The organism is Gluconobacter sp., assembly GCF_047722525.1.
Classification (GTDB): Bacteria; Pseudomonadota; Alphaproteobacteria; order Acetobacterales; family Acetobacteraceae; genus Gluconobacter.
Genome location: NZ_JBDNYY010000001.1, coordinates 379,861 through 397,051, shown reverse-complemented (window position 1 = coordinate 397,051; position 17,191 = coordinate 379,861). Strand labels below are relative to the sequence as shown.

Sequence of the window (17,191 nt, the reverse complement as noted above, 5' to 3'; positions counted from 1 at the left end):
TTCGTTTTTTCTTTCCGAGCGGCTTTATCGAAAATACCCTCACTTATACCCCCACCGCGCGTATCCTCCACTAGGTGCAGGATACCGAGATGAATGAGAAGAATTCTCCCCGCTCCCTTTAATCGGATGGCATAATTTTCACTATGCTACGCGTTAGTTATGCGAGTGGAATATCCCAACAAGCAGCGCAGCCTAAGTGGTCACCTCAACCCCAGCCCTGTATAGGCTTCTACTTTGTAGAAGCTCAGTTCCTGAGCGAGACTCGGGGTCTATCGCTACTGACGATTGTGCAAAAAATGCGTTGACCGCATCTTCAAGCTCCTGATCGTCAAGTTCGGAAAGAAGCTGGACCTGATTGCGAAGCCGCAGTCGGATCACTGCCTCACGCATGGCGTCTTCCATCGCCGATCGCCCCAGTATTTTGGAAGCACGCAGCCAGCCTTCGGCTAGAGCTTGTGATAATCGAGCGTCATTGCCTATCGAAGGGCGCTCCGTGATTTGAACCAGCGCGTCTTCAGTGAGTGCGCCAAGCAACTCCCAGCGCGCATCTGACGCGGGACCGCGATCCAAGATATGGCCGCGCATCCACAATCGCTGGAATGTGTTGCGCACGCCACCGTGGAAACGTTCGGCAGGCCGATCCACAAATCGCCAAGCGACCAAATCGGGAAGAACTACACAGGCAAGAAATGCCCATACGTCGTCGCGCAGGGCCTCGCCGCCCTTAAGCTCGTTCCTCTGGGCAAGAAAGGCGGACGCGCGCTCGTCGAATTGCGCGCGATCAGCTGCGCTTCCCCGGTCAGGAAACCCACAGCCAGCGGCGATCTCTTCAAGGCCAGCGCGAATGTCGATGAGGACATCAGGCCTGATCGGACTGCCGCCACTTGCAGCGTAGCGGGTCTCGACGGGAAAGCTGTCTGCATCGACAACGGGTTCCGGACGGACCGCGTCGTCGGCGCGTGCGGACAGAAGCGCATCGACAGCCAGTCGATCCAGCCTAGGGAACAGCTGCACGATCACGCGCTGTTTTCCAGACTGACGATGTCCGCGGCAGCCAGAATGCCGGCATAAAATGTGGACGGGCGAAGATCAATCATACTGCGCACTGCCGCGATGTCTTGCTCCGGAAAGGCCAGGCCAATCCAGTGGGCTGCTCGTCCGGCGATCGAGCATGGATCGGCTTCCATGACGAGCCGCTCAAATTCATTCTGGCGCAGCGAGGCAGTAATGATCTGGGTCATGACATCGGCGAGAATCACTTGGGTGGTGGCGCGATCGCCTGCGAGCAGTCGATCAGTCACATCGGCGCGGTCACTGTTGAGATAGAGGCGTACGCTTCCGCCAAAGTCGCGATGCAAGTTGCCCGGCGTCCAGTGCAGCAACCATGGGGCATAGGCCTCGGGCCGGCCGGCAAAGCGCTCCAGAAAGCTGACGGCCTCCATGGGAAAACGCGGCTCCTCGCCTTCTAGGCGGAGATCGAGCTGATCCGACCACAGCTTCGATCCGGCACGACCGGGCGACAAGAGCGAGCCGTCGCGCGGCTGGCGCAGAATGACGAGGGTATCGACGAGCAATCGCTGTGAAAGGCTGCGGCCGGGCACCAGTTCGTCGATGACAACTGTCGGCTCCATCCGCGTCAACGGCAGCTTCGAAGTCGCAATGATTCGACGCGGCATGTTGCCGATGCCAGTTCCGATCCGGATGACGAGCTCGAGCGCACCATCATCGATCGGCATCGAGAGCCTATCAGCAGCGCGATCGAGATCGGTTGTCACGAGACGTCGAAGACGAAGATCTCTCGCAGCGTCCCAGTCGGGCAGCCACGCATCCCCTATCGGTGTCTCTAGGCCGTCCTCGAGAAGCATCCATGGTTCCGGACTGATCGCGGTCTGATCAAGGGTCAGGAACGGAAAGGCAATCCGTCCCATCAGTCGGTCTCGTCAGAGCTTATGCGGGCGGTCATCGTCACTGCACAGTCTGCCGGCATGGCAACCGAGACCTCGAACTTCCCTCGACGGTCGCCGATGACCACAGGTCCGTCGATCGCGAGCTCTTCTCCGCCCTCGTCGACAATGCGCGTCACCGTCGGGCGCTCGGCAGTCGAATATTCCGATGCCGTCCCGCCATCCATGACGAGAAGTGGATCAAGATGGAGCGAGAGCGCGAGACCCTCGCCTCGGACCGCGAGTTCGAAGACACCGACAGGTCCGGACTCGCCCAGTTCAAGCCGGACGAACGTGGGCCTAGTAACTGACGGCCCCGTCCGACCGCAGCTGCCGCCTGGCCCGGGTCGACGCGGGCCGGCTCCTTCGCCATCGCCCTCCAGCGCTCTGCCGAAGAGTCCGGCAACACCCGCGAGCGACGGCCCCTTGTCTCCGTCCGGAGCAGGCGTTGAAACCGGGTTTGCATATTCCAGCGCAGCTGCTCGGATACGATCCACTGCAATCTTGACGATGCTGCGAGCTGCCTTGTCGGAGAGCGCCTCGTACTGCCAGTCATCATGAGCCGGAGGCTCCGCCATAGCGAAAGCTTTTTCGACGGTATCATCGTCCGAAGCGACAAAGACACCAGCCCATTCGAAGCGGTCATCTGCGATATGGGTCCCCGCGAAGTATCGGACGACCAGCTCTACCGGACGCATAACGGCAATTGCCGCGCAGCGCTCGGGAAAAAGGCTGTCCTCGCGACGGGCAGGCGCAACGCGATCAGCACGGAGGCCACGAGCAAAACTCAGACGCCCCAGATCGCGCTTTGGTCGCAGGGATTTCACAATGTTACCGCCCGGAGGATCGGAGCGCAGCCCCTTCATCGCGCGAGCAAAGAGATCGAGCGGAGGGAAATCCTCTGGTCGAGGCAGCGCGCGTTCCTCGCCGTCCACGAAGATGCGAAAGTGCATCTTCCTGCTTTCGGGCGTGCCCTCCAGCAATCGAGGCCAGAAGAACCATAGAAGCGCCTCCTCGATTAGATCGATCGCGCGCTCGTGGTCCTCTTCCACGAACAGCGGATCGAGGATCATGATCGATGTGCCGCTATGTTCCGGTGATCTCTTAGGGAAGCCCAGAGCCCCGGCGAGGTCGGCTGCATCCTCCCCTTCGACCGGGTCGACATATTCATCATCACCTGACGCGTGTCCCCACCAGTGTCGACCGGTGAAACGGCGTCGAATGCCGTCGGCATCATTCGCGCTGAACGCAGAGCCTAGCTGAGCCGCGATGACACGGCGCCGAGGTTCTCCTGCATGAGTAGTCTGGCTGTCGATGACGATCGTCGAGCACCGGCTGGCGAGATACAGCGATGTCTTCCCGTAGCCGTACGTTCCGCCGCCATGCGTCGTGTTCCGCCGGGAACCGACATTCCTGAGGAAGTCGACGAAGTCGGTCGGCTCGTCTTCCGTCGCTGCCACATCCGCGCGCGTTGGACCTGCCAGTCCGGCCGTCCCGAAATCGCATATTTCTAGAACATGTGGAGTTGCACTCGACAGAAAGGCTTCGAGCGGGTCTGCCGCACTTTCGTCGAGCGGTCGCTCTGCCAGAACGGTATCGCGAAGTGCCTCGAGCTCAGCCGACTGCAGGGCTCTTACACGGAAATGGACCTCCGCGCCGCCATCCGAGAGCGCCGCGTCGCAACTGTTCTGGACCGCCTCTCTCACGACCGTCTGCACAAGGTCGATGGAGGGCGCGCCGAGGAGCTTGCGGTAGCCGTCGGCCGCCAGGTTGCCAGACGCCGAGTACGCTTCTGAGTGAAGAGTCAGAGGTGAGCAAGGCACGCGACCAGCTCCCCGTGTCGAGCCCCGACGGCAGCGTCACTCAGGCGGCACTGCTCAGCCATTCCGAGGTTCACGACATACGAGATCTCTTCGACGCCGGCCGGAACGCAGCCGCCCGAAAAGCTCTCGGGGATGATCCGCGGAAATTCGGCATCGACAAGATAGTGGTCTTCATTCTCCAGCCGAAAGTAGCACCGGTTCCACTCCCAGGATTCGGGATCGGTGCAGCCGTAGCCCGCGAGGAGGCGGAGAACTCCCTGTCTGTCGGAGGCCACTCGAAGGACTTCGGCTGCAACTCCCGCCACCGAGATGTCTCCACCAGACGTTTCCGCGAGCTGATACACTGCAAGCGCCAGGGTTCCGCCCGCGGGCGGCAGAAGCTGATCCACAGCAGAGATCGTCACATGTGGCATCGCCGACCTGCTGGTCGTCTTCACTTCTGTCGCGAGGGCTCCGCCGCGGAAGTCGTGGCGTTCACGAAGCGGCCCACGCCAGAGCTTCCAAGCGGCTGGATTGAGGCCGAGCAGCGTACGCAGCATCAGCAACTCGCCGATCAGGCCGCGGATTTCCTGAATGCTCACTTCTGCCGCTGTCATGGTCAGCAGAGAGCGGAAGTCCTCGATAGTTGTTCGACACGCTTCGACAGGGAATGCGCCTCCGACAATCCTCTCCATGATCTCGTCGGCAACATCGGCGAACACACCGTCGAGGGTCGCACTGAGGCAGACTATGTCGAGAAAGCGGATTGGCATGCCGCCCAGCGTGTACGTGGCAACACCGATACCGAGCGCTTGGCTGGATGGAGTCTCGCCGATGCGTTCGCTCTGTCGGACTGGCAGCAGAAGCCTGAGCTCGCCTGCGTTGCCGAGTGCCAGCCGCACCGAGCCGGAGCCGGTGTCTATGCCTGTATCGACGCTCGGGATCTCAAGCGCAGTGGACACCTGCCCGCCGCGACGGAGCATCTCCCATTGACCCACGGACGCTTCAGCGGGCACGCCCGGCCTCAATCTGCTCGGCAATTTCGTCCTCTATCTCCTCAAGATCGTCCGCAGACGGCGGCTCCAGTCGAACGCTGTAGTAGCCGCCGGCGCCTTCCGCTGCGCCGGGGAAGACAATACCGAAACCGACGAGATTGCCGACCGCATCGAGCGAAGAGCGTTCGGTCGAGCCGGGACGTGGCTGCGATGCCTTGTCGATCGGGTAGAGAAGCAGAAGCGGTACGGGACCAAGGATTGCAACACGTGCCGCTTTGAGAGTGCTCCAGTCGGACTTCGGAACAGCGTCTCCGGCCTCGCCGCAGTCGAACAGGACGTCCCGTATCGACATCAGCGCCTTGATGTCGGCAAAATCCTCGGGCCGATTGAGCCGGCTTCTTGTCGACAGCCGGACCATTCCGAGGCCGCCAAGTGGCTCGCTGGACGTGGTTCCTGCACGGGGCTCCACGACACCGACGTTCCATGCCTTCTGACTGTCGCCCGACGCATCAAGATAGCCGAGCAGGAATTCGGCAGAGAGCTCCCGGTGCGACGTCTGAACGGAAAAGGCGCGCAAGAACTGGACGATCAGTCTACCCGGAACACCTTTGAACAGGATCGTCGAGTCATCGGGCGACCGCAGACCGAGGTCGGTAGCCTGTGTCATCAGATGCGCAGCCGCGGTCCAGTTGGCCTGGACGATCCGCGGATCATGATGATCGAAACGGATCGTCTGGACATGCTTCCCGGCGTAGCTGACGTCGGTCAGAATTGCGGCGCGCATCTTGCTTGCGGCAGTGATTGCCATGCCCGGGATCGATCGAACTCGGACCGCAAATTCCATCGGCGTGCTGCGCCGGATGGCATATTCGCCGACGTCCGAGCGTATCTCGGCTTCGATTAGGGCGAGTGATCGAAATGCCGTCGACAGAGCTTCGGTCATCCAGATACGAGGCATGTCCTCGTAATCCGGACGATAGCCGAACCAGCGGCCCATCTGCAGCAGGGTATCGTACTGGCTGGACGTACGTAGAAAATAGCTGACGCACAGGCCCTCGATCGTGAGGCCGCGGGCGAGGATCGACCCGCCTACTACGATATAGGTCTTCGGCGGACCATCATAGTCGATCCGGTCCTCGCTCACCCCGTTTTCGACAGGCACCTCGAGTGCGTCGAGCACTGCCTGAATAAACGGCGTCAGCTGTTCCGATCTGACATGCGGCTGCGTGCAGATTCCATCCGGAATTCTGAGCTGCTCTGCATCCCAGAGAGTTAGCATGCGCTGGCACAACGGGGATGAGACGTTCACAAGCTGACTACCGACGACCTCGAGCCATGCCTTGACCAGCGTTGCCAGTCGATCATGCATGATCACATAGGCGGAGGTGTGGATCAGCATCGACATGTGGCTGTCGGCTTGGCCCCGGAAACGACGCGCTGCGCAGGACGCCAGGAAATAGAGCACTGCATCCTCGAGCGAAGACGGCATCCGAGGCTGGAAGGCGTCCTTTTCAGCACGGCTCGGAGGCTGAAGCAGCAGCGTGTCGTTTTCCGGAATCTCCCGGATCATGTCGAGGCCTTCCTCCTCCGGGAGCGGTGCCTCTGCGTCGACCGGGGACCGGCCGAACAGCCGTTCGGTACCGAAATAGCCGTCGGGGGTCGGCAGTGCGGTGATGAAGTCCTTCGGATAGAGATCGTCGAGCTCGCGTCCGCCGGCCGGGAAGGGATTGATGAGCACGTTTGCGAAGGGTGTGGCCGTATAGCCGACATAGGAGTTTGCCGGCAGCTTCTTCAGGATCAGCCGGATGTTCTCGTTGATCCGGGTCATGTCATACTCGCCCGAAGCGGTATTGACGCTCGCCTGATCGCATTCGTCGTCGATAATGAGCACGCGGAGCCTGCGAAGTACGGCCGGCAGAGTACGATCGAGTGTCGCGAGAAGCTGACCAAGCGGAGCCACGTTCTTCTTGACGACCGCGAACTGCACGACACCCGCCGCTGGCGCGGAGAAGCCGCCGTTCGGAGGCATTCTGAAATCGCCTTGATCGTCCTCTGTGGTCCGGAGTTCCCATCGGTCGCGCAACCGATCGACCAGATCTTTGCGCATCCGACTCTGGGTCTGCCTGCGCAGCTTGTTTGTCAGACCGGCGAGGATGATGACCAAATTGTAGCCGGCGTCGACCGCCTTTGCGATGACTGCCGTCATGTTGGCCGTCTTGCCCGATTGCACATGACCGATCACAAGGCCACGACACGCAAAGCTGTCGATCGCAGGATTTTCAAGAAGTGAGACGATTTCGTTGGAAGCGACACCGATCCGTTGGTCGACCGTCTCGGCCGGCCAACCCTTGGAATCAACGAGGTAGGAGCGTAGTGCAGGCCAGTGCCGGTCGCCCTCTGCAGGACCGCGATACCACTGCCGGCGCACGCGAAACATGGAATTTACACGAAGGATTTCCACCGGCCGTATCATGCTGCTGACGCTTTCTATCGCAGCGGAAAAGTCCTCCTCCTGCTCCGACGAGAAGACACCAAGGAATGCCTCAAGATCAACACGAACAAGGCGCGCGGCGTCATTAACATCGACTGCCGTCGCGAGGCGAGCGCGTAGCTGTCTGGCAAACGACTCTGTCTGTGTTACTGATGCCATCAAGCTTTCCTTAGCTCGTAAAGTTCGAGTCCCAACTCCCTTTTTGTGCAATGAATAGGACATAAATAACAAGTGGAATTCTAGAAAAATTGAAATAATTCAATTTTACAACAGTGACGGCTAAAATGATCACTCCATCTCGTCTGCCTCGGAGGAAAGAGATTCTCTGGATCTAAATGCAATTTCGTCGCAGTCAGAGGTAAGTATTTCGTAGAGAGCTTCGCCGATCCAGCGTGCAAGCAGAGGCGGCACGGCGTTACCAACTTGAGTATATTGCTGCGTACGGTTCCCCTTGAATAAATAGTTGTCGGGAAACGTCTGCAACCGAGCAGCTTCTCTGACTGTCAGGCTGCGACACTGTAGCGGATCAGGGTGGATGAAGTAGTGCCCATCCTTGGAAATATGGCTTGTGACTGTAGTAGATGGTCCTGTTGCCACTTGGACCCTGAAACGGTCAGCAAACTTGCCGGAGGTCCAGTTTTCGTGTGCTGGCGCGAGCTCTTCCGGGAAATCCGACGCCTTGGGTGATTTGCCGGTAACCTCGGCAAATACCGCAGCGAAGAAGTAGCGCGCAAGATCGCTGCTCATGTGGCTTCGCGTCGCATGGTTAGGAAGCGTTTCTAGCTTTATGTCGGTTAGCCAGTTCCGTAGATCGTCTGGGCAGTCCTCAGAAATCCCAATGCCAAATCCATCGCGACCGGGAAGATCGTTCAATGCTTCAAAGCGATGATAATATTCGCTCGCACGTTCGGTAAAGGCTGCATGCTGATCATCGGTCAGACCGGTTTCCAGCTCGGCAACAAAGGTCATCGCCTTTAGTACCGTTCTGTGCCAAGCATCAGAGCTATCCGGCTCTTGGCTAAGGCCACTGCGTAGTATTGGCATGCCATTCAAGGCGTGCCCGACTGTCGTCTTCAGGTTGTGCCGGACCATGAGGTCGGCCAGCGCCCTGTCTGGCAGACCTTCCGCGACGTCCGCTCGAAGGCCAACCACGATGACGCGATGGCGTGCCTGAGGCACACCGAATTCCTCGGCACGCAAGATGAAGTCAGCCGCGCGTGGTTCGAACTGCCCAAGATCAGGCTGCTGGCGGCTTCGTGGATCCAATGCGATCAGCCGATAAGGCTGACCACCTTCTCGTTCTCCTCGCAAGTCACGAAGTACCTGATCGAAGATACGGTTTGCGCCGTCGACTGAGGCGGATAGCATGCCTTTCACATTTTCCATGACAAAAGCCGCTGGCTTTAGGCGGTCAAGTATCCGGATATATTCTTGATACAGGAAGTGCCTGTTGTCTTGGAGAGCGACATAACCCTCCTTGCCCGCATTACGCGAACGGCCGGCGAGCGAATAGGCTTGGCACGGCGGCCCCCCGATAAGGATGGCGTCGCCTTGGGTCGCGTCGCGAATAGCATCAAGTCGTTTGTTAAGCCGCTCCGACGGGTCTTCCTTTCCAAGCTCGAATTGCCAAGCCTCGTCCGTAGCGGACGTCCACTGATCTGGATACAGGGAAGCCCAGTCGGGCTCGGACACCTTGCCGTTGATGAAATCGTAGTACACAGCAGGAACTGCACCCTCAAATTGGCGCAGGAAGCTGCGAAGGCGCAGCGTCTCGTGGGCGGAAGTTTCTTTCTCTATTGAAAGGGCGATATTGAAAACGTGTTGGCCATCGACACCTAAAACGCTCGAAAATCCCTCAGCCAGGCCGCCTGGACCTGCAAAAATGTCGACGACCGAATATTTTGACAAAACTCGCGTGCTTTCCGAAAGTCGGGTAATAGGGGGTGTCTACCACTATCGATGCGAAATGACAGGCCGTTTTCCAAAGTCTACACAGTCGACCATGCGACAGCAAATCACCAGCCATGCACCTCTCGGATATCCTGTTACCAGCATACACTCTGTCGGCCAGAAATGGGAAATGGTATTCTCGATGGGAAAGGCTTGTGAGGCTGTACCGTGAATGGATGATGGGTGCGGCGAGGTAGACTATGGCGCTAAAGCTTTCATCTATTTTGTCGGCCCGCATCGCGATGCGTTTGAACTCCTTGAGCTTGCAGAAAAAGTTCTCGATCAAGTGCCGCCACTTATACATTTTCCCCTGCAAGGGGTAGCGGCTTTGAGCGCCTTGGCTGTTGGGAAATGTCCACTATAGCGCCCCTTTGTTGAGCTCAGCGATAATGGTATTATTGTCTAATGCCTTCATCGACGATGAAGGCCTCGAATTCGAGGCCTTCAATCAACAGCGGCACATCCACGCTGTCGAAGCGCTGCCCTAGCATTAGACCGAAATGCGCGAGATTTCCCAAGGCATCCCCCAGCGCAAGGATCTTCGTCGTCACGCCGCCTTTCGCGCGGCCAAGGGCTTGTCTCTGCGTCCCTCTTTTGCGCTCTGACCGTACCGATGAACCTTCACGATCGTCGCATCGATCATGGCATCGAAAACCCACTCGAAGACATCGGCATTGCGCCAGTCGTCCAAGCGACGAAAAGCGGTGCTTTAAACGTCATGGACTTCCCGTTCGGACAATCCAAAGTACCGCTTCCATAAAAAGCTGACTGTATTCACCACTTCGGCCCAGATCTGTCGATTTGCCAAGGCCGTGGGGCTCAACCGGCGCCCATTGGGCATCCCTCAGCACAAAGCGTTCCATCCAAGGGTTTGAATTATAACTGAAGCCTCATGTGAAGCCCTACAAGGCTCACGTGACAATAAGTAGCCATCGCCGCGCAACGCTCACAATCCTGATTATCACGAAAAACACCGAAGCAGGAAACCGCCGCATGGCGATGATGGCGTGTTCCTGCTATCCTGCAAGTGGCGTGTCGTAGCGCTTTTGAAACAGGGGGGCCCCTATGTCGGGTGGCCTGCCAAATACAACACCTTGGACTATGTCCAACGGTGAATGGCTTCGGCTGTTCAGCGTTCTGGAAATAGGCAGGGCGTGAGTTCACCTTGTTTCACACGCTACGACCCACCCGACGCCAGGACGGCGCCGATGCCTAAACACGCCTGTCGTAGGGCGCTGAAATATGGTGACAACTCATGTCCGTGAAATCCAATCAGGCTTTGGCGCAGAGCGCGCCCGAAGACGGATATTCTAGAAGCATCATTCCATTCGGATCGTATCCCCTCACGCAGAAGCAGCAGTGGATCCGAAAAATCTTCTTCAATACCCCGCTGGGATACAGCCGCCTTCGTCGCCCGTTCATCGAACACTTCAAAAAGGACCGCCCGGACCCTGTCGATGCGACATTATTCGGTCTCAAGGTCCGTTTTTATCCACGGGACAATCAGACAGATGCAAAATCAGCAGTCTGTGGTTCCTGCTACAATCACCGGGAGACCCGATGGATTTCCCGTCACCTGCCCAGAGGTGGGACATTTGTCGATATTGGCGCGAATATGGGATTCTTTTCTCTGTACGCCGCTCAACGAGAAGCCCGCGTTATCGCCATCGAGCCGAACAGGACGCTGTTTGACCGCTTCAAAAAAAATATGGCGCTCAATGGCCTGAAAGCGGATCTGTTTCAGGTAGCTGTCGGCGATCATGACGGAATGGGTATGCTAGTTCAGACAAACAGGGATTTCGGAAGTGGTCGAATGGGTGAGGATGGACCGGGAGACAGGGTCCGTGTCCGGCCACTTCTGGATATCCTGTACCAGTGCGATGCAACAGCCATTCACGTTCTGAAAATTGATATTGAAGGCTATGAGGACCGTGCGCTTCTTCCTTTCTTTCGAGCTGCTCCGATGACGCTTCTGCCTGACCATATTATTATGGAAGACACTGAAAGTGCCCGATGGGCCCAGGATATTTTGCCTGTGCTTCGTCGGGCTGGATATGCACGCCGTGGGCGCAGTCGGGGAAATATTCTTCTGTCCAGATTCTAAAGCTGTCGCTGAACAATCCGTTGCGCTCCAGGCTGTCTCATACAGACGTGAGACAGTCTGGATCCCTCATCATGTCCTGACGATGGCCAAAGCCTGTCGGAGCGCTGCGTCCCGAAGCTCCGGATCGCACACCATGTCCTTGAAAATCAGGATGGGTCGTTCGTCAGCCGGATACCGGTGGAGACGCCGGAGTGTTTCAGGACGGCGTTCCTGCTGCAAGGCCGAATGGGCTGAGAAACTCTGATCAAAAGCGCCGACGACTTCGATAAAACTTTTCTTTCCGGTGTGCTGTGACGTCAGGCAAAAATCCCCTTCGGCCTTTGGGTCGCAGAAACAGTCTTTCAGTCTGGGATGAACTTTCAGGATGACGTCGCCTGGCAAAAGAGCCAGCAACCGACGATAAACGGCCAGTTCATAAAGCGAGGCGAATTTTATTCCGTTCTGGGTCAAGTCTTCCCATGCGGGAAGATGAGGATGCCGTTGCTGAACAGCAGATCGAAAAGCCCGCCACGTGTCGTTCCTGGGAGCCCAGTATGTCTTTCGAAGCGCCCAGGCATCCGGCCCAAGGTCCGCGAGCATGAATCCGTGCGGACAGACGCCTACACGAGCGGCAAGTGTCGCGTAACAATCCAGATCCCGTATGGGGAACAGACTATGCCCTTCAGGCAGGGCAAAACGGACAGGATCAAAACGGAAGTCCTGAGTCATAAGAACATGGCCCTCACAAAAATGGCTCCAGACACAGTGAGTGCGCCGGAGCCGTGACAGAAATGATGATGTTGAAATGAATGTCTTGGCCTGAGCGCTTCAGCCGGGCTGATCCAGAAGAAGGCGTTCCAGTTGCTCAAAGCGATATTCAAGATCGCGATGCAGGATGACGATGCCTTCGAGCGCATGATGCGCGGCCGAACTCCCACCAAGAAGTTCAAGGAGCATCAGGCCCTGAACGGCCATCAGGGCCTTCAATTCGACAGTGGCATGCAGCACGTCATCGGGAGGTGGCAGGAAGCCGGATAAGGAAAAGTGGGACATGGATATTCACCATATGTTTCAAAATTGAAGACAAATGCACCAGCGTCTCCAGTCGAAGTCCCTTGGGGAAATGACGGAAAAACCGTGCAGTCGGAAACACAGGGAAAAAATGCCTTTCTTCACATCGCGCACTTCATAGCGGATTTCAGGGAATATCCATAAAATCAAAGACTTAAAGGGAGCATTTTCAAATGCGATAGAGACAGCAGAAGAGGAGAAAAAAACCAGCGATTTCATGCGCATACGAAGTGTGCGTATGAAATTGCGGTAGCGTGCTCTTCAGGACAGGGAAAATGGTGGCAAAAAAAGTGCCTGTAATGTCCCTGTATTGTCTCTCTATTAGGAAGAAAGAGAACAAAAGGGATCAAACAGATCCCGAAAATGTCTTGTTTTGCTCGAAAAAAAAACGCCACATGCAGATGAGGCAGAACATCCGAAAGGCTGGCAGGTAACTTCCAGAAACTTCAGACCATGGCAGACAGGACGACCCGGAAACCCGGCGTTGCCGAACTCTTCGAACAGGCCCGCTCAGAGGTCACTGCCGGATCGCTGACGCGCTGGATGCGGGACAATGTTGCCGAGCTTGAAGCCCAGTGCGTCAATGGCCGGATGGACTGGAAACTCTTCATGAGTGTGGTGGCCCGTCTGGACCTTCGGGACCGGGCAGGACGCGTTCCGACGCTGGAATCCGTTCAGAAAGCCTGGAAACGCCTCCAGCACACCCGACCTCCATTGCGACGTCCTCGGGCCAGTCGGAGCCGAAAGCAGGAACAGGTGCAATCCGATCCCGTACACGTCGAGACGCCCGTCAGAGTGAAAAACCAACCTTCGGTCAGGCTTCCTGAAAAGTCTCCTGAACCGGTCGGGCGCTCCTCAGCCGGGGCTGGCAGGCAGCGTCTGCAGGACATTCAGGAGCGACTGGGCAAAAGTGCGATTCCCATGCCCCCACGACCTAAGTAGGACACTCATCACCTAAAAGTGAGGTGAACGCTCATTCATCACCTGGATCGTCATGGAGCGCTTCACAGCATTCCTGACACCGCCAGAGGTCCGCGCGTAAAGATCTGTTTTTATTGAATAAAACACCACTTTCTCTCTTTCATTCAGTGGCAATGGGAGGAGACAGAAATGTCCAGCGAAAACACCGACAACAACCAGGACAGAAGGCGTATCCTGCTTCTTGCGCAGGGACGCGGCGGCAGTGGCAAGACAATGATGCTGGTCAATCTGATCGAACGCGCCAGACGGGCCGGACGAGACGTCAGGGTTGCGGACCTGGATCGTACGAACCAGTCAACCAGTCATTATTTTGCGGATGCCGTTACTGCGGATGACGCTTCAGACAACACTCTCCTGACAACGGCTGAGGAGTTCGTGGACGACCTGGTGCAAAACCGGATCAGCGGCGTTATCGATCTGGGTGGCGGCGATCTGATCGGGCCGCGGATCCTGCACGATCTGGATATTGTGACATTTCTGGGTACGCACGGCTTTGACGTGACAGTTCTGTTTATGCTTGGCTCTGACGCCGACTATCTCGCGCCCTATCGCCGTTTGCAGGCCATGGGCGCACTGGATGATGTCAACGTCATTTTTGTGCTGAACGAGGCACTCGCCGACGAAAGCACCAAAGGACGGGCGGGTTTTAAAGGTCTTCTTGAGCATCCCGATATCCTGCAGGCTCTCGAAGCGGGCGCCGAAATCGTGCTCATGGAAACCCTGCGGGGCGCCCGGATTCTGGCAGAGAACCGGTTTTTGTTCCGGGACGCCGCCGCTGGACGTCCGGCACCCAATGGCGCCGTGCTGCGGCTGATCCGGGCCAATCATGTTCGGAAATGGCTGAAGTCCCTTGAGGCACAACTTGAAGACTTCGAGGAGAAACTTCCATGACCGGCTTCCTGATGCCCCGGTTTTCACGTGCCATTCCTCCCGGGAACGACAGGATCATGAGCGAGCAGGCCTTCCAGGAGGCCTGCGACGCAGCGCTGCTAAATAAGGATGACCCTGTCTACGTGGTGGTGCATGACCTGCGTGAGCAGGTCCAGCATCTGACACTCCTCGTCCTTCAACTCCGGGAAGGAAACCTCCATACGACCCAGCAGTTGAACACGACCCTGGAACGGCTTCGCAAACAGGACGAAAGCCGGATCCGGAGCGCACAAACGGAAATCGATCGCATCGTCACGCGTCGGATGAACAGTTTTGTCGGGACTGGTCCTTTCGGCGGAGGACTGAGCGACTGGCTGTTGAGGGCTTTTCTGGCCGGTGTTGCCTGTTTTTTCCTGATCTCTGTCGGAACAGTCATCGAGCGAAATCGGGGATGGCTTCAGACGGAGTGGGGCTTTCCCCTGCTTTTGCGCGATATCACGGACGTTGCCCGGGACATCACCAATGATCAGGGCGATGTCGACGTTTGGGGCGAGATTCTGGAAGAAAATCGCGGGCACATGGCTGCGATTTTGCGGCAATGTGGGGAAACGACCCAGACTGCCACCCATGGTGAGACCTCGTGTACCGTTCGTTTAAGACGGTCTCAGGGACAGCGTGCTGAGTAACCGGATACTCGGCAAAAGCTTTCAGGTCGCCTTGCCAAATCATTGGTAGGCGGCCTGTTTTCAGGCGCTCCTGATCGCAGTTTCGATATCAAACGGATCAAGCCGGTAAGAAACCTGACAGACTTCGCCATAATCGGGATCCTGTCGCGGCGGGCTCACCTCGTAAACGATACCCTTGTCGCCTGCCCGGGCATAATTGTAGCGCCACTGCCCTCCCAAAGGTGCGCCTGCTGCCCGGATGTCATCATCGCGGGACACATTCCTCAGAATCAGCAGCTCGTCAGGCCCCTCGTCAACCTCGATGCGATCACCGATTTCGATCTGTTGAGATGTCTTAAGGAAGGCAACAAGCCAGCATGATGTCTTGATAAAAAGGCGATGACGTCCATCGATATCCCGCAAGTATAGTCCCGTCGACTCAAAAGCTGCCCGCAGGGCTTCAAGAGTTTTAATGACGGGCGTGGAAGATCCCCCTTCGAAGCGCGAAATCGTCACACGTGGCACAGAAGATCTCGCCGCGAGTTCCTCTTGTCCCCAGCCCAGAAGAGCACGAGCACTTCGGCAATCGTCTGCGGTTAAAGGCACTTTCCTTAAATCGTCTGGAATTGTTCTTACCATGGAATATTTTCCAAAAATCAGTCATAGTGATAATATGCGAATCACTATTCAGATTTTAGAGCGTTTGTAAACAGAAAAGAATTGTGGCGTCGTCTCCGTATCGGAGTCAATAATGAATCACAGGGTATCACTATACGATTCGCTGTGAGAGCGGGCTCTTCCCGTCGGTTTCACGGAGCTAAATCATGTCTCCTGTTTCATTACTATCAATCCGGGAGGTCGCCAGTCGTGTCGGCCTCTCATCGGGCTACCTTCGCAAGCTCGTGATTGCGCAGAAATTTCCTGCGCCATCACATAGATTTGGGCCACGGGCCGTTCGCTGGCTGGACAGTGACCTTGAGGCTTGGCTCAAAAAAAATGCATCTAAACGTAGAGATCCTAAAGACGATGAAAGGAATAAAGAATAATATTTAAATTAAAACCTCTTATTGTGCGGTAGATTTTTATTTGATAAGATCTGCCGCACAAATAAAAATATTAAATCACAATAATTTATAAAATATTATTTTTTATTGGATATATTTTGTGTTGACCCGCATTCGGAATTCCAGAATTTATACATGATCTATTGATCATATTCAGGTAATTATTTTCAGAGATCTGTTCGGCGGATATTATCTGTATATGGAGAGAGAATGCTTCCGAGTGAAATGGGCAGTATTATTGATGTCCAGAAAGCTATCAAGAACGGCGTTTTGACAACCGGTTGATCTTCGGAAATTGCCAGATGTTCTGAACGGGGTTCAGTTTTGATGTACGAGAGAGCAGGAAGATCAGGTTGATGTTTCATGGCATTTTGAGCCTGATCATTATATGTCTTCACGACTTACCAGACCGCATGGCGGCATGCGATCCACATACGGTGCATCATAAGATTTCGTGGAGATGAGTTGTATGCGGGTTGTGCCTGTAAATGATAACACCAGCCCCGCTACCTTGCCGCAGAGCATTTTGCCTCTGCTGGAGCCGTTTTGTGACGCTATGATCCGAACGGTGCGGACTACCTTTCAGAAGTTTTGGCTCTGTATATCCAGCATCCGGACGACCATGCAGTTCGTTGAATATCCGAAGCGCAAAAGGGAACTTTCATTAGTCTGCGTGGACATTTCCATTGGCTGACATTGTTTCTCCGGATGTTCGTAGCCGCATGATGTCCGGGATCCGTGGCAAGGATACGAAACCTGAGATCCTCCTCCGCAAGGCCCTGCATACAGAAGGGTTCCGTTATCGTCTCCATGATCGGAAACTACCAGGACGACCCGATATCGTTCTGCCCCGCTGGAAAGCTGTCATTCTGGTTCACGGATGTTTCTGGCATGGTCATCACTGTCATCTGTTCCGCTTACCCGGAACCCGCACGGAGTTCTGGCGTGCTAAAATTTCCGGAAACCGGGAGCGGGACGACAGAAATCGTCTGGCCCTGCTTGATCAGGGTTGGCGAGTTCTTGAGGTCTGGGAATGCGCCATGAGGGGACCCGGACGTCTTCCGTGGGAAACGCTGGTAGCCGAAACGATTTCCTGGATCCGCTCTGACCGGAAACTGTACTCTCTTCAGGAAAAAATTACCCGGTCGGAGAACTGTTCCGGCTCCTGAGATCCATGAACCGTGTTTCAGCCACCTCCCAGGAAACCTCGCTCTCGGAAACCTGTCGGACCTTCTCCAGTTCGAACGGCCTTCGAATCTGATAATAGTCTCCGTCT

The 17,191-nt window shown here is 56.3% G+C and carries 15 protein-coding genes and 1 pseudogene; 6 read left to right on the top strand and 10 right to left on the bottom strand.

Going from position 1 to position 17,191, the window contains the following annotated elements; all coding sequences use genetic code 11:
* Positions 1 to 192: 192 nt before the first annotated feature.
* From ABF859_RS01915 to ABF859_RS01885, 7 genes and pseudogenes are all read right to left on the bottom strand, one after another.
* A complete protein-coding gene (locus ABF859_RS01915) occupies positions 193 to 1,020 on the bottom strand; it encodes a DUF6339 family protein (protein ID WP_415525569.1) in 828 nt (275 codons plus the stop codon).
* Positions 1,017 to 1,928, bottom strand: a complete 912-nt coding sequence (locus tag ABF859_RS01910) for a hypothetical protein (protein WP_172493685.1) — start codon at positions 1,926 to 1,928, stop codon at positions 1,017 to 1,019. The genes ABF859_RS01915 and ABF859_RS01910 overlap by 4 nt, the downstream gene beginning before the upstream one ends.
* A complete protein-coding gene (locus ABF859_RS01905; RefSeq protein WP_415525566.1) occupies positions 1,928 to 3,766 on the bottom strand; it encodes a hypothetical protein in 1,839 nt (612 codons plus the stop codon). Before ABF859_RS01905 ends, ABF859_RS01910 begins: the two co-directional genes overlap by 1 nt.
* Positions 3,748 to 4,728 carry a PD-(D/E)XK motif protein gene (locus ABF859_RS01900; RefSeq protein ID WP_415525565.1) on the bottom strand — a complete coding sequence of 327 codons (981 nt, stop codon included), beginning with the start codon at positions 4,726 to 4,728 and terminating at the stop codon, positions 3,748 to 3,750. The genes ABF859_RS01905 and ABF859_RS01900 overlap by 19 nt, the downstream gene beginning before the upstream one ends.
* Positions 4,729 to 4,750: 22 nt before the next feature.
* Positions 4,751 to 7,390, bottom strand: coding sequence for a Z1 domain-containing protein (locus ABF859_RS01895; RefSeq protein WP_172493688.1), 2,640 nt, complete (start codon positions 7,388 to 7,390; stop codon positions 4,751 to 4,753).
* A 129-nt stretch (positions 7,391 to 7,519) separates the two neighbouring features.
* Positions 7,520 to 9,139 carry a DNA cytosine methyltransferase gene (locus ABF859_RS01890; protein WP_172493689.1) on the bottom strand — a complete coding sequence of 540 codons (1,620 nt, stop codon included), beginning with the start codon at positions 9,137 to 9,139 and terminating at the stop codon, positions 7,520 to 7,522.
* 208 nt (positions 9,140 to 9,347) lie between these two features.
* Positions 9,348 to 10,044, bottom strand: a pseudogene (locus ABF859_RS01885) (IS5 family transposase); the annotation flags it as partial.
* Between the two features lie 392 nt (positions 10,045 to 10,436).
* Between ABF859_RS01885 and ABF859_RS01880 the strand changes: the two are divergent.
* Positions 10,437 to 11,285 (top strand): FkbM family methyltransferase, encoded by an 849-nt coding sequence (locus ABF859_RS01880; RefSeq protein WP_415525562.1) that lies wholly within the window; start codon positions 10,437 to 10,439, stop codon positions 11,283 to 11,285.
* 69 nt (positions 11,286 to 11,354) lie between these two features.
* Here the strand turns inward: ABF859_RS01880 and ABF859_RS01875 are convergent, their stop codons facing one another.
* Positions 11,355 to 11,735, bottom strand: a complete 381-nt coding sequence (locus ABF859_RS01875) for a hypothetical protein (RefSeq protein ID WP_415525560.1) — start codon at positions 11,733 to 11,735, stop codon at positions 11,355 to 11,357.
* A 357-nt stretch (positions 11,736 to 12,092) separates the two neighbouring features.
* The gene (locus ABF859_RS01870; RefSeq protein ID WP_415525558.1) at positions 12,093 to 12,317 is read right to left on the bottom strand and encodes a hypothetical protein; all 225 of its coding nucleotides are present in this window, start codon (positions 12,315 to 12,317) and stop codon (positions 12,093 to 12,095) included.
* 471 nt (positions 12,318 to 12,788) lie between these two features.
* On the opposite strand from ABF859_RS01870, the gene ABF859_RS01865 reads away from it, so the two are divergent.
* From ABF859_RS01865 to ABF859_RS01855, 3 genes are all read left to right on the top strand, one after another.
* Positions 12,789 to 13,277 carry a hypothetical protein gene (locus tag ABF859_RS01865; protein ID WP_172493692.1) on the top strand — a complete coding sequence of 163 codons (489 nt, stop codon included), beginning with the start codon at positions 12,789 to 12,791 and terminating at the stop codon, positions 13,275 to 13,277.
* A 168-nt stretch (positions 13,278 to 13,445) separates the two neighbouring features.
* Positions 13,446 to 14,207, top strand: coding sequence for a hypothetical protein (locus tag ABF859_RS01860; RefSeq protein WP_172493693.1), 762 nt, complete (start codon positions 13,446 to 13,448; stop codon positions 14,205 to 14,207).
* 56 nt (positions 14,208 to 14,263) lie between these two features.
* Entirely contained in the window at positions 14,264 to 14,872 is a 609-nt protein-coding gene (locus ABF859_RS01855) for a hypothetical protein (RefSeq protein WP_415525556.1), read from the top strand.
* A 60-nt stretch (positions 14,873 to 14,932) separates the two neighbouring features.
* On the opposite strand, the gene ABF859_RS01850 is transcribed toward ABF859_RS01855, so the two are convergent.
* A complete protein-coding gene (locus ABF859_RS01850; RefSeq protein ID WP_172493695.1) occupies positions 14,933 to 15,490 on the bottom strand; it encodes a helix-turn-helix domain-containing protein in 558 nt (185 codons plus the stop codon).
* 185 nt (positions 15,491 to 15,675) lie between these two features.
* Here ABF859_RS01850 and ABF859_RS01845 point away from each other — a divergent pair, with 185 nt between their 5' ends.
* Entirely contained in the window at positions 15,676 to 15,897 is a 222-nt protein-coding gene (locus ABF859_RS01845) for a helix-turn-helix transcriptional regulator (RefSeq protein ID WP_415525553.1), read from the top strand.
* 704 nt (positions 15,898 to 16,601) lie between these two features.
* Positions 16,602 to 17,084, top strand: coding sequence for a very short patch repair endonuclease (locus tag ABF859_RS01840; protein ID WP_172493697.1), 483 nt, complete (start codon positions 16,602 to 16,604; stop codon positions 17,082 to 17,084).
* Positions 17,085 to 17,191: the final 107 nt, after the last annotated feature.